General features: G+C 71.2%; 17 protein-coding genes, 1 tRNA gene and 1 pseudogene. 13 read left to right on the plus strand and 6 right to left on the minus strand.

Annotated elements, in window-relative coordinates:
* Both ACIQJT_RS00005 and ACIQJT_RS00010 read left to right on the plus strand, forming a co-directional pair.
* Positions 1–168 (plus strand): annotated as a pseudogene (locus ACIQJT_RS00005) (formyl-CoA transferase); the annotation flags it as partial.
* Between the two features lie 29 nt (positions 169–197).
* Positions 198–719 (plus strand): carbonic anhydrase, encoded by a 522-nt coding sequence (locus ACIQJT_RS00010; protein WP_053850062.1) that lies wholly within the window; start codon positions 198–200, stop codon positions 717–719.
* Between the two features lie 35 nt (positions 720–754).
* Here ACIQJT_RS00010 and ACIQJT_RS00015 read toward each other — a convergent pair whose 3' ends face one another.
* A complete protein-coding gene (locus ACIQJT_RS00015; protein WP_365453838.1) occupies positions 755–1,447 on the minus strand; it encodes a GntR family transcriptional regulator in 693 nt (230 codons plus the stop codon).
* Between the two features lie 141 nt (positions 1,448–1,588).
* Between ACIQJT_RS00015 and ACIQJT_RS00020 the strand changes: the two genes are divergently transcribed.
* The gene (locus ACIQJT_RS00020) at positions 1,589–2,401 is read left to right on the plus strand and encodes an acyl-CoA dehydrogenase family protein (RefSeq protein ID WP_402638474.1); all 813 of its coding nucleotides are present in this window, start codon (positions 1,589–1,591) and stop codon (positions 2,399–2,401) included.
* 18 nt (positions 2,402–2,419) lie between these two features.
* Here the strand turns inward: ACIQJT_RS00020 and ACIQJT_RS00025 are convergent, their stop codons facing one another.
* A complete protein-coding gene (locus ACIQJT_RS00025; RefSeq protein ID WP_365453844.1) occupies positions 2,420–3,109 on the minus strand; it encodes a GntR family transcriptional regulator in 690 nt (229 codons plus the stop codon).
* Between the two features lie 276 nt (positions 3,110–3,385).
* Here ACIQJT_RS00025 and ACIQJT_RS00030 point away from each other — a divergent pair, with 276 nt between their 5' ends.
* The 5 genes from ACIQJT_RS00030 (at position 3,386) to ACIQJT_RS00050 (ending at position 9,517) form a co-directional block, all read left to right on the plus strand.
* On the plus strand, positions 3,386–3,865 hold the full coding sequence (locus ACIQJT_RS00030; RefSeq protein WP_402638477.1) for a formate dehydrogenase subunit gamma: 480 nt from the start codon (positions 3,386–3,388) through the stop codon (positions 3,863–3,865).
* Positions 3,862–5,475 carry a formate dehydrogenase beta subunit gene (locus ACIQJT_RS00035; protein ID WP_402638480.1) on the plus strand — a complete coding sequence of 538 codons (1,614 nt, stop codon included), beginning with the start codon at positions 3,862–3,864 and terminating at the stop codon, positions 5,473–5,475. The genes ACIQJT_RS00030 and ACIQJT_RS00035 overlap by 4 nt, the downstream gene beginning before the upstream one ends.
* Positions 5,472–8,288, plus strand: coding sequence for a formate dehydrogenase subunit alpha (gene fdhF, locus ACIQJT_RS00040; protein WP_402638482.1), 2,817 nt, complete (start codon positions 5,472–5,474; stop codon positions 8,286–8,288). Before ACIQJT_RS00035 ends, fdhF begins: the two co-directional genes overlap by 4 nt.
* A gap of 1 nt (position 8,289) precedes the next feature.
* The gene (locus ACIQJT_RS00045) at positions 8,290–8,502 is read left to right on the plus strand and encodes a formate dehydrogenase subunit delta (RefSeq protein ID WP_402638485.1); all 213 of its coding nucleotides are present in this window, start codon (positions 8,290–8,292) and stop codon (positions 8,500–8,502) included.
* 82 nt (positions 8,503–8,584) lie between these two features.
* Positions 8,585–9,517 carry a LysR family transcriptional regulator gene (locus tag ACIQJT_RS00050; RefSeq protein WP_365453859.1) on the plus strand — a complete coding sequence of 311 codons (933 nt, stop codon included), beginning with the start codon at positions 8,585–8,587 and terminating at the stop codon, positions 9,515–9,517.
* A gap of 624 nt (positions 9,518–10,141) precedes the next feature.
* On the opposite strand, the gene ACIQJT_RS00055 is transcribed toward ACIQJT_RS00050, so the two are convergent.
* Positions 10,142–11,725 carry a FadD7 family fatty acid--CoA ligase gene (locus tag ACIQJT_RS00055; RefSeq protein WP_402638488.1) on the minus strand — a complete coding sequence of 528 codons (1,584 nt, stop codon included), beginning with the start codon at positions 11,723–11,725 and terminating at the stop codon, positions 10,142–10,144.
* A gap of 254 nt (positions 11,726–11,979) precedes the next feature.
* Between ACIQJT_RS00055 and oxc the strand changes: the two genes are divergently transcribed.
* Both oxc and frc read left to right on the plus strand, forming a co-directional pair.
* Positions 11,980–13,728, plus strand: a complete 1,749-nt coding sequence (gene oxc / locus ACIQJT_RS00060) for an oxalyl-CoA decarboxylase (protein WP_365453865.1) — start codon at positions 11,980–11,982, stop codon at positions 13,726–13,728.
* A gap of 108 nt (positions 13,729–13,836) precedes the next feature.
* Positions 13,837–15,093: a formyl-CoA transferase gene (frc, locus tag ACIQJT_RS00065; protein ID WP_402638491.1), complete on the plus strand. Its 1,257-nt coding sequence runs from the start codon at positions 13,837–13,839 to the stop codon at positions 15,091–15,093.
* 67 nt (positions 15,094–15,160) lie between these two features.
* Here the strand turns inward: frc and ACIQJT_RS00070 are convergent, their stop codons facing one another.
* Positions 15,161–15,589, minus strand: a complete 429-nt coding sequence (locus ACIQJT_RS00070; RefSeq protein WP_402638493.1) for a PAS domain S-box protein — start codon at positions 15,587–15,589, stop codon at positions 15,161–15,163.
* Between the two features lie 160 nt (positions 15,590–15,749).
* Between ACIQJT_RS00070 and ACIQJT_RS00075 the strand changes: the two genes are divergently transcribed.
* A tRNA-Leu gene (locus ACIQJT_RS00075) sits at positions 15,750–15,834 on the plus strand.
* 217 nt (positions 15,835–16,051) lie between these two features.
* Positions 16,052–16,522 carry a hypothetical protein gene (locus tag ACIQJT_RS00080; RefSeq protein ID WP_402638495.1) on the plus strand — a complete coding sequence of 157 codons (471 nt, stop codon included), beginning with the start codon at positions 16,052–16,054 and terminating at the stop codon, positions 16,520–16,522.
* 292 nt (positions 16,523–16,814) lie between these two features.
* Here the strand turns inward: ACIQJT_RS00080 and ACIQJT_RS00085 are convergent, their stop codons facing one another.
* Positions 16,815–19,979, minus strand: a complete 3,165-nt coding sequence (locus tag ACIQJT_RS00085; RefSeq protein WP_402638497.1) for an AfsR/SARP family transcriptional regulator — start codon at positions 19,977–19,979, stop codon at positions 16,815–16,817.
* A 268-nt stretch (positions 19,980–20,247) separates the two neighbouring features.
* Here ACIQJT_RS00085 and ACIQJT_RS00090 point away from each other — a divergent pair, with 268 nt between their 5' ends.
* Positions 20,248–21,504, plus strand: coding sequence for a hypothetical protein (locus tag ACIQJT_RS00090; RefSeq protein WP_402638499.1), 1,257 nt, complete (start codon positions 20,248–20,250; stop codon positions 21,502–21,504).
* 367 nt (positions 21,505–21,871) lie between these two features.
* On the opposite strand, the gene ACIQJT_RS00095 is transcribed toward ACIQJT_RS00090, so the two are convergent.
* Positions 21,872–24,112 carry an ATP-binding protein gene (locus tag ACIQJT_RS00095; protein WP_402638501.1) on the minus strand — a complete coding sequence of 747 codons (2,241 nt, stop codon included), beginning with the start codon at positions 24,110–24,112 and terminating at the stop codon, positions 21,872–21,874.
* Between the last annotated feature and the right edge of the window lie 14 nt (positions 24,113–24,126).

The following is a 24,126-nucleotide window of genomic DNA, read 5'->3' on the forward strand; positions in this document are numbered from 1 at the left end:
GAGCGCGGCTCCTTCACCACGGTCGGCAACCCCCTCAAACTCTCCGACTCACCCACCCGCATCACCACCCCACCCCTCCTCGGCCAACACAACGAGGACATCTACGTCCACGAACTCGGCCTCTCCGCGGCCGAGTTGCCGCAGCTCAAGGAGCAGGGCGTCATCTGACCGACTCGACCGGAGTGAGGTAGCCCCACATGTCGACTTCCGTACCCCGAACCGCGACGGTCACCGACCGCCTCGTGGAAGCCAACCGCGCCTACGCCGCCGGATTCACCGACCCCGGCATGGGCGCCCGGCCCGTCCTGCGGGTGGCCGTCGTGGCCTGCATGGACGCCCGCCTCGATCTGCACGCCGCACTCGGCCTGCAACTCGGCGACTGCCACACCATCCGCAACGCCGGAGGCGTCGTCACCGACGACACGATCCGCTCCCTGACGATCAGTCAGCGCGCCCTCGGCACCCGCAGCGTGGCGCTCATCCACCACACCGGCTGCGGTCTTCAGACCCTGACCGAGGACTTCCGGCACGAACTGGAACTGGAGGTCGGCCAGCGCCCCGCCTGGGCGGTGGAGGCCTTCCGCGACGTCGACCAGGACGTACGGCAGTCCATCCAGCGGGTGCGCACCTCGCCGTTCCTGCCGCACACCGACGACGTGCGCGGCTTCGTCTTCGACGTCACGACGGGGCTGTTGCGGGAGATCGCTCCGAACTCCTGAGCCGCCCGCCCCGGTTGGGGGGCGGTCGGCCGGGGTCAGTCGCCCCGGCCGGCCACGGCGGTGATCTGCCGGCAGTAGAAGTCGGTGGTGTTGCGGGTGTGCCGGCGCATCAGTTCCTCGGCGCGGTCGGGGGCGCCCTCGCCGATGGCCTCGATGATCCTCGCGTGTTCGTTCCAGGCGTCCTTGCCGCGGGGCTTGGCGATGGGCATGTAGTACCAGCGCACCCGGCGGTCGACCTGCGGGATGAGCTCGGCGAGGACCGCGTTGCGGGACAGCAGCGTGATGTGGCCGTGCAGGGCGGCGTTCGCCTCCACGATGGCCCGGGCGTCCCCGCTGGCGAGGGCGCTCAGACCGGTCTGCTGGAGCTCCCACAGGCGGGCGACGTCCCGGGGAGTGGCGTGCTGGGCGGCGCCGCGCGCGGAGTGCGTCTCCAGGAGGGCCCGGACGCTGAGCAGCTGGGCGCACTCGTCGGTGGTGGGGGAGTGCACGAACGCCCCCTGGGAGGGGCGCAGGTCGACCCAGCCGGCGGTCTGGAGCCGCTGGAGCGCCTCACGGATCGGCTGCCGGCTCACCCCGAGGCTCTCGGCCAGCTCGGCCTCGACGAGGTGCTGGCCGGGGGTGAGCGAGCCGTTGATGATCAGTTCGGTGAGGGCCTCGTAGACCGCCTGGCGCAGCGGGGTGGGCCTGCTGATCGGGCCGTGAGCGGTCACGGTGGGTGTGTCGGGCATGGGCCCCGTCTCCCTCGTTCGGCTGGTGGGTCGAGCCGTCCGGCGATCGCCTGGCCTTGCGCGGTCACCTTCACATGCAGAATACTGTATGCAATCATCGTTCGACAGTGGACGAACAGCCACGCCCGAGGGGGTCGCCCCGTGTCGTACCGCACCGCTCTCTCCGAAATCCTGACCGGCGTCGTCGGACCCGTCGCCGAAGCGGCGGCCGTCCAGGGCCGGTTCCCCCGCGGCGCCGTGACGGCCCTCGGTGACGCGGGACTCCTCGGACTCACCGTCTCCACCGAATTCGGCGGCGGCGGACGGGGGTTGCCCGAAGCCGTCGACGTCGTCGCGCGGACCGCGCGCGTCTGCCCCGCCACCGCGGCCGTGCTCCAGTCCCACTACGCGGCCGTCGCCGTGATCGAGGCGCACGGCGGCCCCTGGCTGCGCGCGGAGATCGCCGCCGGACGCCATCTCGCCGCCCTCGCCCTCGCGGAGACCGAGGAGGAGGCGGCACTGGACGGACCCGGGGCGGAGACCCAGCTCCTCGTGCCGCGCTCCGCGGCCACCCGTTCCGGTGACGTGGTGGCGCTGCGGGGCCGCAAGCAGCGGGTGGTCGCGGCGGGCGAGGCCGACCTCTACGTCTGGTCCTCCCGGCCCCTCGCCGCCGCCGACGGGCTGACCCTGTGGGCGGTCCCGGCGCACGCCCCGGACCTGTTCGTCCCCGCCCGGCCCGGCGCCGCCGGACCCCGCGGCAGCGGGACATCCACGGTGTTCGCCGACCCGGTGCTGGTGCCCGCGGAGGCGATGCTCGGCACCGACGGCGGCGGGCTCGACACCGTGCTGCGCACGGTCCTGCCGTGGCTGCTCGAACTGCGCGCCGCCGCCGGGACCCGCCGTCCACCGGCCCTCGATCCGGCCCTCGGCCTCACGGGCACCCGCAGTCCCGCCGGCTCCCTCGCCGCGTCCTGAACCGTGCCCGGTCCGACGTCAGTCCTGGTGCGCCCTGGCCGCGATCTGCCTGCGGTAGAAGTCGGCCGTGCGCTCGGTGTGCTTGCGCATGACCTCGCCCGCCAGCTCCGCGTCGCCCTTGGCGATGGCCCTGATGAGCTGGGTGTGCTCGTTCCACGCCTCCTTGCCGCGGGGCTTGGCGATGGGCGTGTAGTACCAGCGGACCTTCTGGCCGACCTGGGCGATCAGTTCGGCCAGCACGGCGTTGTCGGCGACGGCGGTGATGAAGTCGTGCAGCGCGGTGTTGGCGGCGACCAGCCGCTCGACGTCGCCGTCGGCGAGAGCGGCGATGCCCTCCAGCTGGAGCTCGTCGAGGCGTGTGATGTCCTCGGGCTTCGCGTTCTGCGCGGCGAGCTGGGCCGAGTAGGTCTCCAGAACGGCCCGGACGCCGAGGAGTTGGGCGGCCTCCTCCTCGGTGGGGGAGTGGACGAAGGCGCCCTGGGCGGGCCGCAGATCGACCCAGCCGGCGGTCTGGAGCCGCTGGAGGGCCTCGCGCACCGGCTGGCGGCTGACGCCGAGGTGTTCGGCGAGCTCGGCCTCGACGAGATGCTGGCCGGGCTTGAGGGAGCCGTTGATGATCAGCTCGGTCAGGGCGTCGTACACGGCCTGACGCAGCGGTGCCGGGCGGGTGACGCGCCGGGACGCTGCGGCCGTGAGTGCCTCGCGCATGGTTGTCCCGTTCTGCCGCCGGTGTCGCCGGGCGGCGGCTCTGCCAAGTGGAGGCCGTCCGGAGGGTTGCCGACGGCCGCGTCAGCATACAGGTTTTGGTATGCAACATGGCGGGGAGCGCGACCGGGACGACCCGGGTCGGCGCGCGCGGCGCCATCGTCAGAATGCTCGCCCTCCACTGCGGCAGGGTTGTGTATACAGAAGTCTGTATGGAGTATTGTCCGAGTCTCCTGCATCCCTCGCCGGGGGACCCGCGTGACGGAAGGCGAAGCGATCATGACGACCAGCGGGAGCGATGTGACGGTCGAGAGCGTGGTCCGGAGGGTGGTGGCCCGTCACCGGGAGGAGCGCGGCGCCCTGCTTCCCGTACTGCACGCCCTCCAGGCCGAGTTGGGGCATGTACCGCAGGAGGCCGTGCCGGTCCTCGCCGAGGAGCTCAACCTCTCCCGGGCGGACGTGCACGGAGTGGTGACCTTCTACCACGACTTCCGCCGCGAGCCCGCCGGCCGTACCACCGTGCGCATCTGCCGCGCCGAGGCCTGCCAGGCCCTGGGCGCGGACCGGCTGGTGAGCTACGCACGCGAGGCCGGACTGCCCCTGGGGGAGACCTCGGCGGACGGCTCGGTCACCGTCGAGCAGGTCTTCTGCCTCGGCAACTGCGCGCTGGGGCCCGCCGTCGAGGTGAACGGACGGCTCCACGGGCGAGTCGGCCCCGCCCGGCTGGGCTCCCTTCTCAACGGGACGGTCTCCTCATGAACAACGCATCCCACTCCACGGCCACCGTCTACGTCCCCCGCGACTCGGCGGCCCGGTCCGTCGGCGCCGACGAGGTCGCGCACGCCCTCCAACGTGCCGCGGACCGCGGCGACTTCGCCATCGACGTCGTACGCAACGGCTCGCGCGGCATGCTGTGGCTGGAGCCTCTGGTCGAGGTCGTGACATCACAAGGACGCGTCGGCTACGGCCCGGTGGCCCCCGAGGACATCGACGGACTGCTGGCCGCGGGCATGCTCGACGGCGCGGACCATCCGCTGCGCCTCGGCGTCGTCGACGAACTGCCCTGGCTGGCGAGCCAGAACCGCGTCACCTTCGCCCGGGTCGGCGTGACCGACCCGCTGTCCGCCGAGGACTACGAGGCGCACGGCGGCCTCGCCGGACTGCGCGCCGCCCTGGAGCTCGCGCCCGCGGACGTGGTCGCCGAGGTCACCGCGTCCGGACTGCGCGGCCGCGGCGGCGCCGGATTCCCGGCCGGCATCAAGTGGAAGACCGTCCTCGACTGCACGGACGAGCTGAAGTTCGTCTGCTGCAACGCGGACGAGGGCGACAGCGGGACCTTCGCCGACCGCATGGTCATGGAGGGCGACCCGTTCATGCTCATCGAGGGCATGACCATCGCCGCGCACGCGGTCGGAGCGAGCGAGGGCTACATCTACATCCGCTCGGAGTACCCGGACGCGGTGGCCACGATGCGCCGGGCCATCGGGATCGCCCGCGAGCACGGCTGGCTCGGCAGGAACGTCCTCGGCTCCGCCCTCCACTTCGACCTGCACGTCCGCGTCGGCGCCGGCGCGTACATCTGCGGCGAGGAGACCTCCATGCTGGAGAGCCTGGAGGGCAAGCGCGGCATGGTCCGCGCGAAACCGCCGATCCCCGCGATCGAGGGCCTGTTCGGCAAGCCGACCGTGGTGAACAACGTCCTCACCCTGGCCACCGTGCCCGTCGTCCTGGCCGAGGGCGCGAAGGCGTACGAGCAGCTCGGCGTCGAACGCTCCCGCGGCACCCAGGTGTTCCAGCTCGGCGGCAACATCGCCCGCGGCGGCATCGTGGAGACCGCCTTCGGCATCACCCTGCGCGAGCTCATCGAGGGGTACGGCGGCGGCACGCACTCCGGGCGCCCGGTGCGCACCGCACAGGTCGGCGGCCCCCTCGGCGCGTACCTGCCGGAGTCGATGTTCGACCTCCCCATGGACTACGAGGCGTTCGCGGCCGCCGGAGCGATGGTCGGCCACGGCGGCGTGGTCGTGTTCGACGACAGCGTGGACATGGCCGCCCAGGCCCGCTTCGCGATGGAGTTCTGCGCCGAGGAGTCCTGCGGCAAGTGCACCCCGTGCCGGGTCGGCGCGGTGCGCGGAGTCGAGGTGATCGACAAGATCGTCGCCGGCACCCACCGGGACGAGAACCTCGCCCTGCTGGAGGACCTCTGCGACCTGATGACCGAGGGCTCGCTGTGCGCGATGGGCGGGCTGACCCCGCTGCCCGTGCGCAGCGCCCTGACCCACTTCCCCGACGACTTCCTCGGCGGCCGTCGACTCCTGGACATCCAGCCCGTACAGGCGACTGGCCCCAAGACGGAGGGCACGGCATGACACTCCTCAAGGAACCCGACTTCGGCACCCCGGAACGGCCGGGCCCGGCCACGGTGTCCGTGGAGGTGGACGGTCTGCCGGTGACCGTCCCCGAGGGCACCTCGGTGATGCGCGCGGCGGCCCAAGCAGGCGTCGACATACCCAAGTTGTGCGCCACCGACAGCCTGGAGGCGTTCGGCTCCTGCCGGTTGTGCGTGGTCGAGATCGACGGCCGCCGCGGCACACCCGCGTCCTGCACCACCCCCTGCGCCGACGGCATGAAGGTCAGCACCCAGACCCCGAAGGTGGAGAAGCTCCGCCAGGGCGTCATGGAGCTCTACATCTCCGACCACCCGTTGGACTGCCTGACCTGCCCGGCCAACGGCGACTGCGAACTCCAGGACATGGCAGGGGTGGTGGGCCTGAGGCAGGTCCGCTACGGCTACGAGGGCGAGAACCACCTCGACGCCGAGAAGGACACCTCCAACCCCTACTTCGACTTCGACCCGTCCAAGTGCATCGCCTGCTCCCGCTGCGTCCGCGCCTGCGGGGAGGTCCAGGGCACCTTCGCCCTCACCATCGAAGGGCGCGGCTTCGACTCCAAGGTCGCGGCGGGCGCGGGCGAGTCCTTCATGGACTCCGAGTGCGTCTCCTGCGGGGCCTGCGTCCAGGCCTGCCCCACGTCCACGCTCCAGGAGCGCTCGGTCGTCGAACTGGGCATGCCCACCAGGTCCGTGGTGACCACCTGCGCCTACTGCGGGGTCGGCTGCTCCTTCAAGGCCGAACTGCGCGGCGACGAACTCGTGCGCATGGTCCCGTACAAGGACGGCGGCGCCAACGAGGGCCACTCCTGCGTCAAGGGCCGCTTCGCCTTCGGCTACGCCACCCACCCCGACCGGCAGCTCAGGCCGATGGTCCGCGACCGGATCACCGACCCCTGGCGCGAGGTCGACTGGGACGAGGCGATCGGCACGGTCGCCCGCCGGATGCGCGAGATCCAGGAGCGGCACGGGGCCGGCGCGATCGGCGCCATCACCTCCTCGCGCTGCACCAACGAAGAGGTCTACGTCGTCCAGAAGATGGTCCGCGCGGCCTTCGGCAACAACAACGTCGACACCTGCGCCCGCGTCTGCCACTCCCCGACGGGATACGGTCTCAAGCAGACCTTCGGCGAGTCCGCCGGCACCCAGGACTTCCGCTCGGTCGCCGAGGCCGACGTCATCATGGTGATCGGCGCCAACCCCACCGACGGGCACCCGGTGTTCGCCTCACGGATGAAGCGACGGCTGCGCGAGGGCGCCAAGTTGATCGTGGTCGACCCGCGTCGCATCGACCTCGTGCGCTCGCCGCACATCGAGGCCCAGCACCACCTCCAGCTGCGGCCCAGCACCAACGTCGCCGTCGTCAACGCCATGGCCCACGTGGTCGTCACCGAGGGACTCGTCGACCGGTCCTTCGTGGACCAGCGGTGCGAAGGCTTCGACGAGTGGGCCGAGTTCATCGCCCGCCCGGAGAACAGCCCGGAGGCCGTCGAGGAGATCACCGGCGTCCCCGCCGCCGAACTCCGCGCCGCAGCAAGGCTGTACGCCGAGGCACCCAACGGCGCCATCTACTACGGCCTCGGGGTCACCGAGCACAGCCAGGGCTCCACCATGGTCATGGGAATGGCCAACCTCGCGATGGCGTGCGGCAACATCGGCCGCGACGGCGTCGGCGTGAACCCGCTGCGCGGCCAGAACAACGTGCAGGGCTCCTGCGACATGGGCTCCTTCCCGCACGAACTCCCCGGCTACCGGCACGTCTCCGACGACGCCGTCCGGACCGTCTTCGAGAACCTGTGGGGCGGAACGCTCCTGGCCGAACCGGGACTCCGCATCCCCAACATGTTCGACGCGGCCATCGACGGCACCTTCCGCGGACTGTTCGTGCACGGCGAGGACATCGCCCAGTCCGACCCCAACCTGAAGCACGTCACCGCCGCCCTCGAAGCGATGGAACTCGTCGTCGTGCAGGACCTGTTCCTCAACGAGACGGCCAAGTTCGCGCACGTCTTCCTGCCCGGCGCGTCCTTCCTGGAGAAGGACGGCACCTTCACCAACGCCGAACGCCGCATCAACCGGGTGCGCGCGGTGATGAAACCGAAGACCGGCAAGCACGAGTGGCAGATCGTCAGCGAGATCGCCACCGCCATGGGCTACGCGATGTCGTACGACCACCCCGGCCAGATCATGGACGAGATCGCCTCCGTCACCCCGACGTTCACCGGCGTCTCCTTCGAGCTCCTCGACAAGCTCGGCAGCGTCCAGTGGCCGTGCAACGAGTCGGCGCCCGAGGGCACGCCCGTCATGCACGTGGACGAATTCGTGCGCGGCAAGGGCAAGTTCGTCGTCACCTCCTACGTGCCGACCAACGAACGCAGCACCAGGCGCTTCCCGCTGGTCCTCACCACCGGCCGCATCCTCAGCCAGTACAACGTCGGCGCGCAGACCCGCCGCACCGGCAACGTCGCCTGGCACCCCGAGGACGTCCTGGAGCTGCACCCGCACGACGCCGAGGTCCGCGGCATCAACCACGGAGACATGGTCACCCTGGCCAGCCGCGTCGGACAGACCACCCTGCGCGCCGAGATCTCCGACCGGATGCCGACGGGGGTCGTGTACACCACGTTCCACCATCCCGTCACCGGAGCCAACGTGGTGACCACCGAGAACTCCGACTGGGCGACCAACTGCCCGGAGTACAAGGTGACCGCCGTCCAGGTGGCCCTGGCCCGCCCCGACCGGTCGAGCGACACCGCGGCCGCCGGGAACGACCTCGTGACGGTGGTGGACTGAGATGGCGGCGACCGTGCCGGCCGAGTGCCGGATGGCCAACGACATCGCGAGGAACCTCGGACACCTGCCGGGGGAGGAGGCCGCGGAGGCGATCGCGGGGCACATCGGCAGGTTCTGGGACCCGCGCATGCGCACACGCCTCCACGAGCACGTGGACGCCGGAGCGGACTGCCTCGACCCCCTGGTGGTGGCCGCGGTGGAACTCCTGCGCTGAGCTGTGCGGTCTCCTCCCTGTACATCACTGCGAACTGCATACAGTATGGAGTCAGTGATCCCAGGGCAGGGAGGAGCCGCTCATGCTGTTCCGGCAGCTCGAGTACTTCGTTGCGGTGGCGAGGGAACGGCACTTCGCCCGGGCGGCGGAGTCCTGCTACGTCTCCCAGCCGGCCCTCTCGGCGGCGATCGCCAAACTGGAACGCGAGCTGAACGTCACGCTGATCAACCGCGGCCACAACTACCAGGGCCTCACGCCCGAGGGCGAGCGGCTCGTGGTGTGGGCCAAGCGGATCCTCGCCGAACAGGACGCCTTCAAGGCGGAGGTGGCCGCCGTGCAGTCGGGCATCACCGGCACCCTCCGCCTCGGCACCGACCCCACCGCGTCCACGACCCTCGCCCTGCCCGTGGCCGCCTTCTGCGCGGCGCACCCGCTGGCCAAGGTCCAGGTCCGGTCGAGGCTGTCCACCAAGGAACTCCACCGCCAGCTCCGCGACTACGAACTCGACGTGGCCATCGCCCACTTCGACCCGGACGACCAGGAGGGGCTCCAGGTCGTCCCCCTCTACCAGGAGAGGTACATGCTGCTGGTCTCCGACGAGCAGCTCGTCGCCCAGTCCGCCACGGTGTCCTGGGCGGACGCGGCCCAGCTGCCGCTCGCCCTCCTGACACCGGACATGCGGATCCGGCAGATCGTCGACACCGTGTTCGCGGAGAAGGGGTACGTCGTCACCCCGCAGGTCGAGACGGACTCCATCGCCTCCCTCTACGCGCACGTGGGCGGCGGTGGCTGGGCGAGCATCGTCCCGCACACCTGGCTGCGCGCCATGCCGGTGGTCGGCCGCACCCGCGCGCTCCCCCTGGTCGACCCCGAGGCCGGCGCCCAGGTCTCGGTCGCCATCCACGCGGCGACCCCCGGCTCGGTGGCGGCCCGCGCCTTCGTCAACGCGGCGACCGGCCTGTCCCTGGACGACTTCTTCGCCCGCCCCCTGCCCCCGGACCACCGAGTGCGCTGAGCGGACCCACGTCGGCGGTCGGACCGGCACCTGGCCCCTGCGCCCGCGAACGCCAAGCCGCCGCTCTGCCCGCCGACGTCGGTGCAGACGCGTTCCGGCCTCGTACATCTGCCGGTTCGCCCGACGGCCTGGCCGGGTCGCGCTGGCAGGAGCGCCGCTGGGCCGCGCAGGGTGGCCTGGGCGGGTAACGGTCCGGGGCCCGTGGCTACTCCGGGTTGGGCACGAGCAAATGGGTAAGGGGCTGGGGCCCGTGGCCGCTCCAAGCCGGGTGCAAGCAAGTGCCGAGCCCGTCGGGCTGTCCCGGTTGTGTCGGCGCGGGCGGAATCCGGCCTCGTACGCCTGCCGGTCCGGGCGACCGCCTGGCCGGGACCTGCACGCGCGGGTGCCGGTGCGCAGAGCCGGAGCCGCTCGGTGCGGCCACCGCGGCCGCTCGCCGATCTCCTCCGCCCGAGACGATGGTCCGCCGATCCCGACGGCAACAGCGGCACGCCTGTGCAACCGGGCCCTCGCTTCCGTGCTTCCGGCCGCCCGCCCGCCCAGCCCGCGGCGCAGGCCCGTCCGCGCGCGCGGCACATCAGTACCGGTGGCCCGGCTCCCATGCACCGCGCAGACCATCCGCCCCCGTCAGGGCGCGTACCGTGCCTGGACCGCCTTCCGGTCCAGGCCGCCCTTCGCCGTGTACGGCAGGGCGGCGACCAGTTCGACGCGGTCCGGTACCTCGAAGGCGGCCAGATGGTCGTGGCAGTAGCGGAGGATCTCCTCGCGGTCGACGGTGTCGCCCTCGCGGAGCACCACGGCGGCACCGACCCGCTGCCCGTACACGGCGTCGGGGACCGCGAACACGGCCGCCTCCGCGACCCCCGGGCAGCCGGCGAGGATGTCCTCGACATGCTCGGGTGAGATCTTCTCCCCGCCCCGGTTGATGAGGTTCTTGATCCGTCCGGTCAGCGACAGGTACCCGTCCTCGTCCAGCGTGCCCAGGTCACCGGTGTGCAGCCACCCGTCGACGAAGGTCCGGGCCGACTCGTCGCCGTCGCCCAGGTAGCCCCGGGCGACGGTGGGCCCCTGCACCCACACCTCGCCCTCCACCCCCGCCGGGCAGGTGCGCCCGCCGCGGTCCACGACCCGCACCGCGACCCCGGTGGGCCGGCCCACCGATCCCTGCCGGAGCGCTCCCCGCTGCGGCAGCGGTTCGCTGGTGGCCTGGTGCGAGGACTCGGTCATCCCGTACGCCGACAACAGCGGCGCGCCGAAGGTCCGCTCCAGCGCCCGCTGTGTCGCGGTGTTGAGGGGCGCGCTGCAACTGCGGACGAACTTCAGCCGCGGCGCCCGCGGACCCGGGTACTCCCGCTCCGCGCGGTCCAGAAGGATCTCGTGGATGGCCGGCACCGCCGTGAACCACGTGGCGTCCACGGCCCGCATGTCGTCCCAGAAGGTGCCCGCCGAGAACCGTCCCCGCTCCGGCAGCAGCACACACCCCCCGCTCGCCAGGGAGGACAGCAGCGCCGCGAACAGTCCGTGCCCGTGGAAGAGCGGCATCACCGCGACCGTGGCGTCACCGGGCCCCAACTCGTAGGTGGCGCAGATGTTCCGGACGGAGGCGGCCACGTTGGCATGGCTCAGCGGAACCATCTTCGCCCGGTCGGTGGTGCCGGCGGTGAACAGCACGAGGGCGTCCCGGTCCGACAACTCGGCCGAGGCGGCGGTCATTCGGGGTGCCCCGCACGCGCCGGGTTCGAGCGACACCACGGCCGCCCCCGCACGCGAGACGTCCACGCGCAGCGGCCAGGCGGGCACCGGGAGCGCGCCGGCACCGGAGGCCGAGGCGTCGAGGAGGACCGCCCGCGCTCCCAACGCCGTAAGACGGCACGCGAGTTGGGTCGGGGGCAGTGCGGGGTCCAGCGGGGCCGTGACCAGTCCGGCGCGCGCCGCACCGAGCAGTGCGACGACGAACTCCGCGGAGTTGGCACAGATGAGACCGACCGCGTCACCACGCCCCAGCCCCGCCTCGCGGAGCCGGGCGGCCACGTCGTCGGCGAGGGCCGCGAGGTCCCGGTACGACAGCGGCACCCGCTCACCGGTCACCACCAGGGCCCGGCTGTACGGCCGTTCACGTACCTGCCGGTCGAGGAGGCCGGCGAGGTCCGAGACCTCCGGGGGCCGGTACCGGTTCGCGTCACGCACGGATGCCGCGGCCGGAACGGCCATGACCCCACCCCCTCGCACAGATCCGACGAAACGTCCTCTGCGAGCGTGCGGTGGCACCCGGTGGACGTCCAATACCCGCTGGCGAACGGCCGATAGCAAGCGTCTATCAAGTCAGTTGCCGGGCCCCTGACCAGCCCTCGATAGACGCCGTTTATCGGCTGGTCGCCGATGGGTCTTGGACGCGGGCGAGCGCGCTGCGGATGGTGAGAGAAGTAGCCGCTCCGGCAGGACCTGCCCAAGGAGGACCTCGGACCATGACCGCTCCCTCGACCCTGGAGACCGCGGCAGCAGCCGACGTTCCGACCGAGCTCACCGACGGGTACCACCTGGTCGTCGACGCGCTCAGGATGAACGACGTCGACACCATCTACGGGGTGGTCGGCATCCCGATCACCGACCTGGCCCGGCTCGCCCAGGCGCAGGGCATCCGCTACATCGGCTTCCGCCACGAGAGCAACGCCGGGCACGCGGCCGCCATCGCCGGCTACCTCAACAAGAAGCCCGGCGTGGCCCTCACGGTCTCGGCCCCCGGCTTCCTCAACGGCCTGGTCGCGCTGGCGAACGCGACCACCAACTGCTTCCCCATGGTCCAGATCTCCGGCTCCAGCGAGCGCCACCTCGTCGACCTGAGGCAGGGCGACTACGAGGAGATGGACCAACTCGCCGCCGCGCAGCCCTTCGTGAAGGCCGCCTACCGGGTCAGCCGGGTGGAGGACATCGGCCGCGGCATCGCCCGCGCCCTGCGCACCGCGATCTCCGGGCGCCCCGGCGGTGTCTATCTCGACATCCCCGCCGCGGTGCTCGGTGCCATCATGCCCAAGGCGGAGGGCGACAAGACGCTGAGCCGGCTGGTCGACCCCGCACCGCGCCAGCTCCCGGCGCCGGAGGCCGTGGACCGGGCGATCGAGCTGCTGGCCTCCGCCGAGCGCCCGCTGATCGTGCTCGGCAAGGGCGCCGCGTACGCCCAGGCCGACGACAAGGTACGGCAGTTCGTCGAGTCCACCGGCATCCCCTACGTACCGATGTCGATGGCGAAGGGCCTGCTCCCCGACAACCACCCGCAGTCGGCCGCCACCGCCCGGTCCCTGGCGCTGAAGAAGGCCGACGTCGTGATGCTGATCGGCGCCCGCCTCAACTGGCTGCTGGGCCACGGCCAGACGGGCTGGAACCCCGACGCGAAGTTCGTCCAGATCGACATCGACCCCAAGGAGATGGACAGCAACCAGCCCATCTCCGCCCCCCTCGTCGGTGACATCGAGTCGGTGCTCGACGCGCTCGCCGAGCGCACCAAGCCGGGCCAGATCACGGCCCCCACGGCCTGGCGCGAGGAACTCGGGGCGCGCTCGGCGCAGAACGTCGCCAAGATGGCCGAGCGGCTGAAGGCCGACCCGCACCCCATGCAGTTCATGGGCGCCCTGAAGGCCGTACGGGACGTCGTGCACCAGCACCCGGAGACGTACCTCGTCAACGAGGGCGCCAACGCCCTGGACATCGCGCGCAACGTCATCGACATGCACGTCCCGCGCCACCGCCTCGACAGCGGCACCTGGGGCGTGATGGGCATCGGCATGGGCTACGCCATCGCCGCCGCCGTGGAGAGCGGCGCCCCGGTCGTGGCTGTCGAGGGCGACAGCGCCTTCGGGTTCAGCGGCATCGAGATCGAGACGATCTGCCGCTACAAGCTGCCCGTCGTCACCGTGATCATGAACAACGGCGGTGTCTACCGCGGCGACGACACCAACCCCTACGACGACGCCCCCTCGCCCACGACCCTGATGTCGGCCGCCCGCCACGACCTGCTCATCGAGGCGTTCGGCGGCAAGGGCTACCGGGCCACCACGCCCGCCGAGGTCACCGCCGCCCTCACGGAGGCCCTCGCCTCCGGCGGCCCGGCGCTCATCGACTGCGTGATCGACCCGTCGGCCGGCACCGAGAGCGGCCACATCTCGCACCTGAACCCCAAGGGCATCACCGTCGGCAACATCACGCCGGCGAAGAAGTGACCGCCCGCAACCCCGAGCCCCCGCACCCTCCAGCCCCGCACCCCGAGTTCCCCCCTCACGTCCCGAACTCCCGCTGCGTACGCGCACGTTCACGAAAAGGAAGCACACATGAGTGAAAAGCCGCTCGCCGGAATCAAGGTGATCGACTTCACCGGGGTCCAGGCCGGTCCCGCCTGCACGCAGATGCTCGCCTGGTTCGGCGCCGACGTCCTGAAGGTGGAGCGCCCCAACGGCGGTGACGTGACGCGCCGTCAGCTCAGGGACATCGAGGACCTGGACGCGCTCTACTTCACGATGCTCAACAGCAACAAGCGCTCCCTCGCCATCAACACCAAGACCGCCGAGGGCAAGGAGGTCCTGGAGAAGCTCATCCAGGACGCCGACGTCCTGGTGGAGAACTTCGCGCCGGGCGCCCTGGACCGCATGGGCTTCACCTGGGAGCGCATCCAGGAGCTCAACCCGCGCCTCATCTTCGGCTCGGTCAAGGGGTTCAACGACCAGTCGTCCTGGAACGACCTCAAGGTCTACGAGAACGTCGCCCAGTGCGCGGGCGGCGCCGCCTCCACCACCGGCTTCTGGGACGGCCCGCCCACCATCTCCGGTGCCGCCATCGGCGACACCAACACCGGGATGCACCTGGCGATCGGCATCCTCACCGCGATCATCGACCGGGGGAAGACCGGCCGGGGCCAGAAGGTCTCCGTCTCCATGCAGGACGCCGTGCTCAACCTGTGCCGGGTCAAGCTGCGCGACCAGCAGCGGCTGGAGCGGGTCGGCCACCTGGAGGAGTACCCGCAGTACCCGAACGGGGAGTTCACCGATGTCGTACCGCGCGGCGGCAACGCGGGCGGCGGCGGCCAGCCCGGCTGGGTCCTCAAGTGCAAGGGCTGGGAGACCGACCCGAACGCGTACATCTACTTCACCGTCCAGGAGCAGAACTGGAAGCGCACCGCCGAGGTGATCGGCCACCCCGAGTGGGCCGAGGACCCGGAGTACGCCACCGCGCGCGCCCGCCAGTCGCACATCTTCGAGATCTTCGAGGAGATCGAGAAGTGGCTCGCGGACAAGACCAAGTACGAGGCGGTGGACATCCTGCGGGAGTGGGAGGTGCCCTGCGCCCCCGTGATGAGCATGAAGGAGATCGCCTACGACGAGGACCTGCGCAAGAGCGGCACGGTCGTCGAGGTCGAGCAGAAGGGCCGCGGCACGTACCTGACCGTCGGCAGCCCGGTGAAGTTCTCCTCCTTCAAGCCGGAGATCGTCGGCGCCCCGCTGCTGGGTGAGCACAGCTCCGAGGTCCTGGTGGAGCTGGGCTACGACGAGGAGACCATCGGCCGGCTCAAGGAGAGCGGCGTCATCGTCTGACGCCGAGCCGACGTGGAAGCGGCCGTGACCCGGAGGTCACGGCCGCTTTCGCACGGTCCGGCGGGGTTCAGACCGTCGTCGTCTCGGCCCGGCGCCGCATCAGCTCACGTTCCCGCTCGCGCCGCGCGGTGACGTCCCGGATGACCGCGCCGCAGAAGGGGCTGCCGTCCGGGCCGGACAGCAGCACCACGCTGAACTCGATGGACAGCTTGCGGCCGTCGGCCGCCAGCGCGGGCACGTTCAGCAGGTCGGCGTCGCCGTACTTGCTGGACCCCCGCTCCATGGCCGCGTCGAAGCCTTCCTGGTGCCGCTTGCGGTGCCTCTCGGGAATGATGACGTCCAGGCTCCGCCCCGCCACGTCGGCCGCCGAGAACCCGAAGATGCGCTCGGCCCCCCGGTTCCAGTAGCGGATCAGCCCGTCCCTGTCGATGATCACTATGCCGTCGGGTGCCTGGTCCGACATGCCCAGCACCACCGCGGAATCCAGATCTTCCATGTCGCCTCCGAGCAGGGGCCGTTTGGTGGTCAACAGTATACAGAATACTGTCGTCATGACCTCTCTCTGGAGGGATATGCAGGTGAAGGGCACTCCGAAAGCTTGGTATTGTTGTCCATGTCGCCGCGGGGAACACCCCCGCCAAGGCGGCAGACACCTGGTCCGGGTGGCGGAATGGCAGACGCGCTAGCTTGAGGTGCTAGTGCCCTTTATCGGGCGTGGGGGTTCAAGTCCCCCCTCGGACACAGCACGCAACACAGAATGGTGCCGACCGGCTTCCGGTCGGCACCATTCGCGTTCGGCGCGGGCGAGCCGAGGCCGTCGCTTCAGTGGTCTACCGTCCGGTCGCCCGGCGCCCTCCTCGCATCGAATGGCGCGGTGTCCGGTCTATTCAACCCTCCGCCGCCTCCTTACCTTGGCTTCTGCGGGGCAACAGAACACCGGCGCAGGGGGGGGGCGGCAGTGGAGGCTGAGCTTGCGGCACTGGCGACGTCCGGGGCCACGACGCTGATCGGGCTCATGGTGTCGGACACCTGGACGCAGGCGCGGGACCGACTGGTGCGGATCTTCGCGCGGGGTGGTGACGAGGAGTCGGCCGAGGAGGAGCTGCGGGTGTCCCGGCAGGAGTTGACGGCGGCCCGGGACGCGGCGGACGGCGACGTCATGGCCGACATCGAGGCCGGGTGGCGCGTCAGGCTGCGACGGGTACTGGAGGCCGATCCGGGCGCCGCCGACGAGCTGCGGTCGTTGCTGGCGGAGCTCGACCCGCCTGCGGACGAGGAAGTGTCGCGGGCGGTTCGCAACAGCATCAGCGGGGGCGTGCAGCACGGGCCGGTCCTGCAAGGGCAGAGCTTCTCCGGCCTGACCTTCAACACCTCCTGCGGTGAACCGAGTTGTCGCAGGTCAGGCCGACATGACGGTCACGTGTCCTAATGCCGAATGTGTTCGCATTTCGCAAATGCGTCCTCGTCTCCTCGTGGATCTAGTAGCTTTCGGCCTGCCGGAGTGATCACTCGCGGCAGATATGTCCGATCGATCTTCGAGGAGCACGTTGAAAGCGCGTTTGTTGCGGATGTACCTCGCCGCACTGCCAGTCCTGGGAGCGACCTACGTGACCGTGGTGGTCTTCCGCTGGATGTGGTGACACGGCCGAGGGCCGTCACCGGCCGAACGGCCGGCTGATCCAGGTCCGCGAGGCGGAGAGTGCCGGCTCCTGGGAGGGGGCTCAGGAGCCGGTCGACTCGGGCGTCGCCAGAAGCCGGAGCAGTTTCTCCACTTCCCCGTCGGCGCCGAGGCGTCGGTACAGGGCGATGGCCTGCTCGCCGTACCGGTGGGCCTCCTGGGCGCCGCGGGGACGCAGCAGGGCGGTGCGCGCGAGCCCCGCGAGCGCCTGGGCCGAACCCAGAGGGAATTCGGCTCTCCGGGCCACCTCAAGAGCCTCCTCATAGCCTTTGAGCGCGATGTCGAGCCGCCCCGCTTCACGTTGGACGTCGGCCGCCCCGATCTTCGCGCGCAGTGTCTCGTACGGGTTGTCGATGCCAGTGGCGATCTGTTCCGCCATGGCGAAGTGCAGCAGTGCCTCGCCCCGGCGTCCGGACTGTGCGTGGGCGGCTCCCATACTGATCAGCACATCCGCTTCGCCCAGCGCGTCGCCGATGCTCCGGTGGCCGGCGAGTGCTCTGCGGTAGAAGGCGAGGGCGCGGTCGGTCCGGCCCGTGGCCTGATGCACGGTGCCCAGATTGGTGTCCAGGATCGCCAGTTCGGGCCGGCCGCCGTGTTCCCGCATCAGCACCAGGGACTTCTCGTAGCAGTCGCGGGCCTCCTCATGATGCCCCTGGAGATAGTGCAGCTCGCCCCGGTTGTTCAGAGCCTGGGCCAGACCGTACGGATCGGGCAGCGCCTCGTAGATGCGCGCCATGAGCTGGACCCGGTGCAGAGCGTCGTCGTACCGCCCCGCGTAGTACAGCGCGATTCCCTGCACGTTGAGGCAGTCGGCCTCTCCGGACCGGTCTCCGGTCTCGCCGTACAGGGCGAGTGACTCCTCGAGGACGGACATGGCCGCGGCACTGTGGCCGGCCGCGAGGTGGGCGCGGCCCGACTGCAGGAGCGCGTCGGCGCGGCCGTTGGCGTCGTGCAGTTCCCGGTAGATCGACAGGGCCTCGGTCGCGCACTGCAGCGCCTGAACGTGGTCGCGTTGCGCCAGCAGATCCGCACGGTCCGTCAGGACACGGGCGAGCGCGCTGCGGTCTGCGCGGGCGCGGACGGCGGGCAGCGCCGCCTCGAAGAGCTCGGCCGCGATGTCCCAGGCCCCCCACCGCTTGAGGGATCTCGCCAGAACGCTGGGGAACAGAGCCGCGTACTCCGGATGGTGCAGTGCGGCCGTACGCGCGATCGCCAGGAGGTTGGCACGTTCCACCGAGAGCCAGACCGAGGCGTCGTCCGCGTCCTCGAACTTGTGTGGGGCGAGGGGTTCCTGCTCCACGCTCAGCGGAACGGGCCGACGGTGGGGGTGGACCAGGCGGTCGGCCTGCCGGGCGCCGGCGAGGTGGCTGGAGACGAGACGGCCGACCGCTGCGTGCCGCTCCGCTGCCGGATCCGTGCGGGCGCCCATCTGGAGGGCGAAGGCCCGGGTCAGATCGTGCAGGCGGTAGCGTCCGTGCACCGGCTCTTCGAGGAGACTGGAGTCCAGCAGGTCCTCGACGCATCGCTGGAGCGGTCCGCCCTCGTCCTCGAAGTCCGGCCCGGCCAGTGCCGCTGCCGCGTCGAGGGTGATGTCCGGGCCGGGGTGCAGGGCGAGGCGGCGGAACAACCGCTGTGCGGGAGCGCCGAGTTCGGCGTACGAGAACCTGAAGACCGCCTCGATCAGGGAGTCGAACTCCTCCAGCGGATTGGCCGCGTGGGTCAGCCGGTCGAGGAGGTCCTGGAGCGCCCAGGAGTCACGGTGGCGAAAACGGCTCGCCAGGAGGTGCACGGCCAGGGGGTGGCACGCGCACGCCTCCACGACCTCGGCCAGGGCCTTGGGCTCGGCGGACGCTCTCGTGGAGCCGACGATCCGGGTGAAGAGAGCCGCCGCTTCCGTCCGGGACAGGGCGTCCACGAACAGGGACGTGGCGCTGTCGAGCCCGGCCAGCCGGCTCCGGGTCGTCACGATGACACGACAGGTGGGCGCCCCGGGCAGCAGAGCAGTGACCTGCGCGGCGTCCCTGGCATTGTCGAGTACGACGAGCGCACGGCGCCGCGCGGTCCACTCCCGCCACCTGGCCGCTCTCTCGTCCGACGTGGCGGGCAGCTCACCGGACCAGCCGGCCGAGTGCAGCAGGATCGCCAGGGCCTCCGCCGGGTCGAGGGGCTGCCGGCTGCCGAAGCCCCGCAGGTCCACGAAGAACAGACCGTCCGGGTAGGAGGCCCTCATTCGGTGGGCCGCGTGTACGGCGAGTGTCGTCTTTCCGATTCCGGGCATTCCGTGCACGACGGTGACGGGCAGGGCGTCCGGTTTGTCGCTCTCCGCCGCGGAGGCGGCCAGCAGGATGCGCAGCTCACCGGCCCTGCCGGTGAAGTCGCGGGTGTCCCGCGGCAGGCAGTCGCGCGGTTCCGGCGCGATCGCCGCGGCATTCGGACCGGTCTCCGCGCCCAGGAGCGTGTGGTCCTGTTCGAGCATACGGAGATGGAGTTCCTGGAGTTCCGAGCCGGGTTCGATGCCCTGGGTCTCGTGCAGCCTTCCACGGGTGTCCCGGTAGACGGCGAGAGCCTCGTCGTGACGTCCGGAGCGGTACAGGGCCAGCATCAGTGAGCCGATCACCTTCTGGGCGAAGGGGTTGTGCGACGCCAACTCCTGGAGCTCGCCGATGAGGTCGGCGTGGCGCCCCAGCTCCATCTCCAGGCCGATGCGTTCCTCCCGGACCCGGCGATGCTCCTCGATCAGCCGGGCCCGTACGGACAGCGCCCAGGAGTTGTCGCCGAACTCGGTCAAGGGATCGCCCCGCCACAGTGCTTCGGCGGTGCGCAGCAGCCCGATCGCGAGCTCGCGTTCCCCCCGTGCCCCAGCGGCCGCGGCATCGGTCCGCAGGCGCTGGAAACGCAGCAGGTCGATGTCCTCGGGATCGACGCGCAGTTGGTACAGCCGGCGGGAGGGCCGCTCGACCCGCGCCAGGTCGTCGCCCACCGCCCCGCGTAATCGTCTTCGCAGCCGCGAGAGGTAACTGTGCAGGGTGTCCTGGGCGGTGAGCGGCGGATCACCGTTCCAGACGCGGTCCATCAACGCGTCCACGGAGACCGGCTCGCCCCGAGAATGCACGAGGACGGCCAGCACGCAGCGCTCTTTCAGCGATCCGAGTTCGTGCTGTTGCCGCCCGTGCCACAGCTCAAGCGGTCCCAGAGCAAGAAGTTCCACGATCACCCCCGGTGGGTGTAACCCTTCTTGCAACTTCGGCAGTGCTCGCACATTTGTCCAGCAGCCCGGCCGCTGTTCTGTGGAATCCGGGGGTGAACACAGAGGCGCACCGGAGCGTGAGGGGGGCGCACGTAGCGGGCGATCCCCGGTTGCACAGGCGTGCAGGAATCCTGCAAGCCCGCCGTCCGGACCCCCGGGCACGCTTCTGTCATCGGCCGAGCGTTTCCATGGCCGCGAAGGCATGAAGGAGAACCGGGGGAGTTCAACGATGAGCGTGACAGTGCCCGAGCCGCACTGGCGTCATGTGCCGGTGCGTCTCGACGTCGAGCGCTGGGCCACCCGTGCGCCCCGCAGGCGTGTCCTGGTGGTGGTGCACACGGTGATCGCGGGTCAGCGCCTGCTCGACGCGATACGCCTGCTGGAAGGCGACGTCCGCGTGCAGGTCTTCTTCACCCAGGCACCGGACGTGTTCAGCAACGGAGTGGCGGAGTTCCTGGGGCGGTTGAGGGGCCTGGTGCTGCCGTGGAGCCAGGCGGTGCAGACGGTCTTCGACCTCGCTCTGGCCGCCGGCCACGGCAGCCTCCACGAACTCCAGACGCCCGTGATCGTGCTTCCGCACGGTGCTGGACACAACAAGATCGCGTCGGCCGCCCGCAGCGGCCGCCCGGTGGCCCGGCGCGGTGTCTACGGTCTCAGCAGGCAGCGACTGGTACGGGACGGCGCGGTGGTGCCCGAGGTGGTCGTACTGGCCCATCAGGAAGAGCTGACCAGGCTCGGCCGTGAATGCCCTGAGGCCGTGCCGGTGGCCGAAGTGGTGGGCGACCCCTGTTTCGATCGCATCGCCGTCAGTCTTCCCCTGCGGGCCCTGTACCGCGATGCACTGGGCGTGCGAGCCGGGCAGCGGCTGGTGCTCATCTGCTCCACCTGGGGGCCCGATTCGCTCCTGGGGCAGGGGTGGGAGCTCCTGGAGAGGCTGGTGGGCGAACTGCCCCGGGACGAGTTCCGGGTCGCCGCCCTCCTGCATCCGCACGTCTGGAACGCGCACGGCGACTGGCAGGTCCGTTCCTGGCTCGCCGGGCTTGCCCGCGCGGGGCTGACCCTGGTCAGCCCGCACAGTGACTGGACCGGGGCCTTGGTGGCCGCTGACTACATCGTGGGCGATCACGGCTCGGTCTCCCTCTACGGTGCGATGACCGGCGTACCCATCTTCATGGCGGGTCGGCCCGACCCCGACGTGGATCCGGGTTCACCGCTCGCCGAACTCATGTCCTTCGCGCCCCGACTGCGCGCGGACCGCCCGCTGCGGCCACAGCTCAAGCGGAGCTCCGCGTCCTGGCGTTCGCACCGGAGCGAGCGGGTGGCCGCCCGCATCTCCTCGGAGCCCGGCCGGTTCGAACGCAGGATGCGCGCGCTGCTGTACCGCAAACTGCGATTACGGGCCCCCACGGCACGGGCCACGCCACAGCCGGCCCGCCTCCCGCTCACGGTGCCCTACGACGAACCGGGCAGCGTGGCGGCGCCATGACGAGGCTTGTCGCGGTCACGTTCCGGACGGCGCTGTCCCCGGGAACGAGGTCGTACGGTCCGGTGGACCGGATCCGCAGCGTGCTCCTGAATCCCGACACCGGCGCCCCGACCGTGGACGAGCACGTCAGGGTTCGGCTCCCCGCACCGAAGCGTTGGTCTCTGCTGGGCGACGTGCTGATCAGGCACGACACAGGAGTGCGCGGGGTTGCCGAGACGGCTGCCGCGCATCCGGGCGCTCTCGTGGTGGCGGGGCACCTGGGTCCCCGCTGCTGGATCCGGTTCGGTCCGGACGGAACCGTGATCGGGTTCGAGGCCCGCGGGCCGGAGCAACCGGCGGACATGTGGGGGACCTTGGCCTCGCTGGCTCATTCCTGGCTGGTGGCCGGGCTGTCCGCCGGAGGATTCGGCTCGTCGTTCCGCGGGTGCGCTCCATCGTTCCGCGGGTGCGGCTCGTTGCTCTGTGCTTGCGGCTCCGACTCGCCGTTCTCCAGCCGCCGCAGCCGCTCCCGCGCGGACTCCGCCTCCGCGGTTCGTGACCGGCCCACGGAGGTGTAGAGCTCCAGTGCCTCCCGGTAGTGCTCGCGGGCCAGGTGCGCGTGCCCACGTCGTTCCGCGACCTCGGCCAGGCCCGCCGCGGCGCGGGCCGTCTCGTAGTTCGCGGTCAGGCCGCGCAGCGCCGCCAACGCGGCGGAGAGATGCTCCTCGGCCTGATCGAACTGGTTCAGGGCGAGATGCGTACGACCCAGCAGGGTGTCCGCGCGCGCCGCGTTGTACGTGTCGCCCGCCTCCTGAAGCGCCGTGCGGGCGGCACGGGCGTGGCGGGCGGCCTCCTGCGCAGGTCCGGTGACGAGAGCGACGTCGCCGAGGTTCAGCCGGGCCAGTGCCGCGGCCCGCCTGTCACCGCACGCCGGCAGCTCCGCCGCTGCCCGCCGGAAGAGGCCGGCGGCTTCGTCGAGGCGGCCGAGGCGCTGCAGAGCGAGCCCGCGGTAGTTGAGTGTGCGGGCCTGACCGAGTCGGTCGCCGGCCGCCAGGAAGAGCCGGGCCGTGTGTTCGAACATCTCCAGGGCCCGGCCGTGGTTCCCGGAACCGAGCTGCCCCACGCCACCGGAGGTGAGCATCCGGCACGCGGCGGCGGTGTTCCCCGACTCCTCGGCCGCCGCGAGCCCTTCCTCGTGCGCGGCGAGCCAGTCGTCGTAGAACTTGCGGCGCAAAAACAGGGGCCACAGTGCGTCGGCGAGCTGCCAGCCGACGCTCGGGAAGCCGGCGGGGCGGGACTGGCGGATCACGGCCATCAGATTGGGCAGCTCCCGTTCCAGCCAGTCGAGGGCGACCTCGGGTTCGCGGCCGGTCTCCGCCGCGACCACCGGCCCGGGGCCGTAGTCGCGGGCCATGGTGCGGTGCTGTGGATCGATGACCTCCTCGGCCCGGGTGGCACTCGCCAGATAGTGGTCGGCGATACGGCGGAGGGCCCTCGCGCGCTCCTCCCCGGGTTCGTCCTCCCGCGCCTTCGTGGCGGCGTGCAGGCGGACGAGGTCGTGGAACCGGTGGCGCTCCTCCCCGGCGTCCAGGAGCAGGCTCGCGTCGTGCAGGGTGTCCAGCAGTTCCGCCGCATCGCCCTCGGCGGCGAGCACCGCCGCCGCCACCGGACTCGCGAAGTCCGGACCGGGATGCAGCCCGAGGAGCCGGTAGAGCCGGGCGGCAGGAGGGGGCAGCGTCCGGTACGACAGGTCGAGCGCGGCACGCACATTGTGGTCGCCGTCGATCGCCAGCACCTCCAGCCGGTCGCGCTCCTCGGCGAGCGCGCGGACCATCGTCGTGATACGCCGTTCCGGCCGTGCCGCGAGCCGGGCCCCGGCGACCCGCACGGCCAGCGGCAGCCCGGCGCACAACTCGACCAGGGTGCGCGCGTCGTCGGGCTGCGCGGCCACCCTGCCGTCGGAGAGAGTGTCCGCCAGCAGCTCGACCGCCGCCTCGGGGTCGAGTGGTTCCACGTGGACGGGATAGCAGCCGTCGACGGTCAGGCCCGGCAACCGGCTGCGGCTGGTCACCGCCGTCACGTTTCTGCCGGCCGGCAGCAGGGGCCGCACCTGGGCCGCGGTCGAGGCGTCGTCGAGCAGCACGACGAGGCGCCGCTCGGCGGTCAGGGATCTGTACAGGGCCATCCGCTCGGCGAGTGTCCCCGGCACCTGCTGCGGGGGGATCCCCAGAGCCCGCAGGAACCGCCCGAGCACCTCTTCCGGGAGCGCCGGGCCGTCAGGGGCCTGCGCGCCCAGGTCCGCGTAGAGCTGTCCGGCCGGGAAGTCGGGCCGCAGGGTGTGCAGCCATTTCAGTGCGAGGGTGGTCTTCCCGACCCCGCCCAGGCCGCTCACCGCTGCCAGCGCTGGGCGTTGCTCCCGCACGGCGCGGGCCCGGTGCCGCTCCAGTGCCTCGAATTCCCGCGAACGGTCGATCACATGCATGGACGGTGGAAGCTGCCAGGGCGGCTGAGTCACGTCACGCGGTTCCGAACCGATGCGAATACCGCCGTACACCGCACCTGCCTGGATGGCCGGGCCGTGCACCGTTCCGCTCAACTCGTTGTCCGACCTGAGCTCGTGGCTTCGCACGTGTGCCCCCCACC

Source organism: Streptomyces sp. NPDC091972 (assembly GCF_044756385.1).
Taxonomy (GTDB): Bacteria; Actinomycetota; Actinomycetes; order Streptomycetales; family Streptomycetaceae; genus Streptomyces.

Bases quoted from the DNA above. Each gene is read 5' to 3' on its own strand.
- ACIQJT_RS00010 (WP_053850062.1), top strand. From the start codon at position 198: ATGTCGACTTCCGTACCCCGAACCGCGACGGTCACCGACCGCCTCGTG.
- ACIQJT_RS00015 (WP_365453838.1), bottom strand. From the start codon at position 1,447: ATGCCCGACACACCCACCGTGACCGCTCACGGCCCGATCAGCAGGCCC.
- ACIQJT_RS00025 (WP_365453844.1), bottom strand. From the start codon at position 3,109: ATGCGCGAGGCACTCACGGCCGCAGCGTCCCGGCGCGTCACCCGCCCG.
- ACIQJT_RS00030 (WP_402638477.1), top strand. From the start codon at position 3,386: ATGACGACCAGCGGGAGCGATGTGACGGTCGAGAGCGTGGTCCGGAGG.
- ACIQJT_RS00035 (WP_402638480.1), top strand. From the start codon at position 3,862: ATGAACAACGCATCCCACTCCACGGCCACCGTCTACGTCCCCCGCGAC.
- fdhF (WP_402638482.1), top strand. From the start codon at position 5,472: ATGACACTCCTCAAGGAACCCGACTTCGGCACCCCGGAACGGCCGGGC.
- ACIQJT_RS00045 (WP_402638485.1), top strand. From the start codon at position 8,290: ATGGCGGCGACCGTGCCGGCCGAGTGCCGGATGGCCAACGACATCGCG.
- ACIQJT_RS00050 (WP_365453859.1), top strand. From the start codon at position 8,585: ATGCTGTTCCGGCAGCTCGAGTACTTCGTTGCGGTGGCGAGGGAACGG.
- ACIQJT_RS00055 (WP_402638488.1), bottom strand. From the start codon at position 11,725: ATGGCCGTTCCGGCCGCGGCATCCGTGCGTGACGCGAACCGGTACCGG.
- oxc (WP_365453865.1), top strand. From the start codon at position 11,980: ATGACCGCTCCCTCGACCCTGGAGACCGCGGCAGCAGCCGACGTTCCG.
- frc (WP_402638491.1), top strand. From the start codon at position 13,837: ATGAGTGAAAAGCCGCTCGCCGGAATCAAGGTGATCGACTTCACCGGG.
- ACIQJT_RS00070 (WP_402638493.1), bottom strand. From the start codon at position 15,589: ATGGAAGATCTGGATTCCGCGGTGGTGCTGGGCATGTCGGACCAGGCA.
- ACIQJT_RS00090 (WP_402638499.1), top strand. From the start codon at position 20,248: ATGAGCGTGACAGTGCCCGAGCCGCACTGGCGTCATGTGCCGGTGCGT.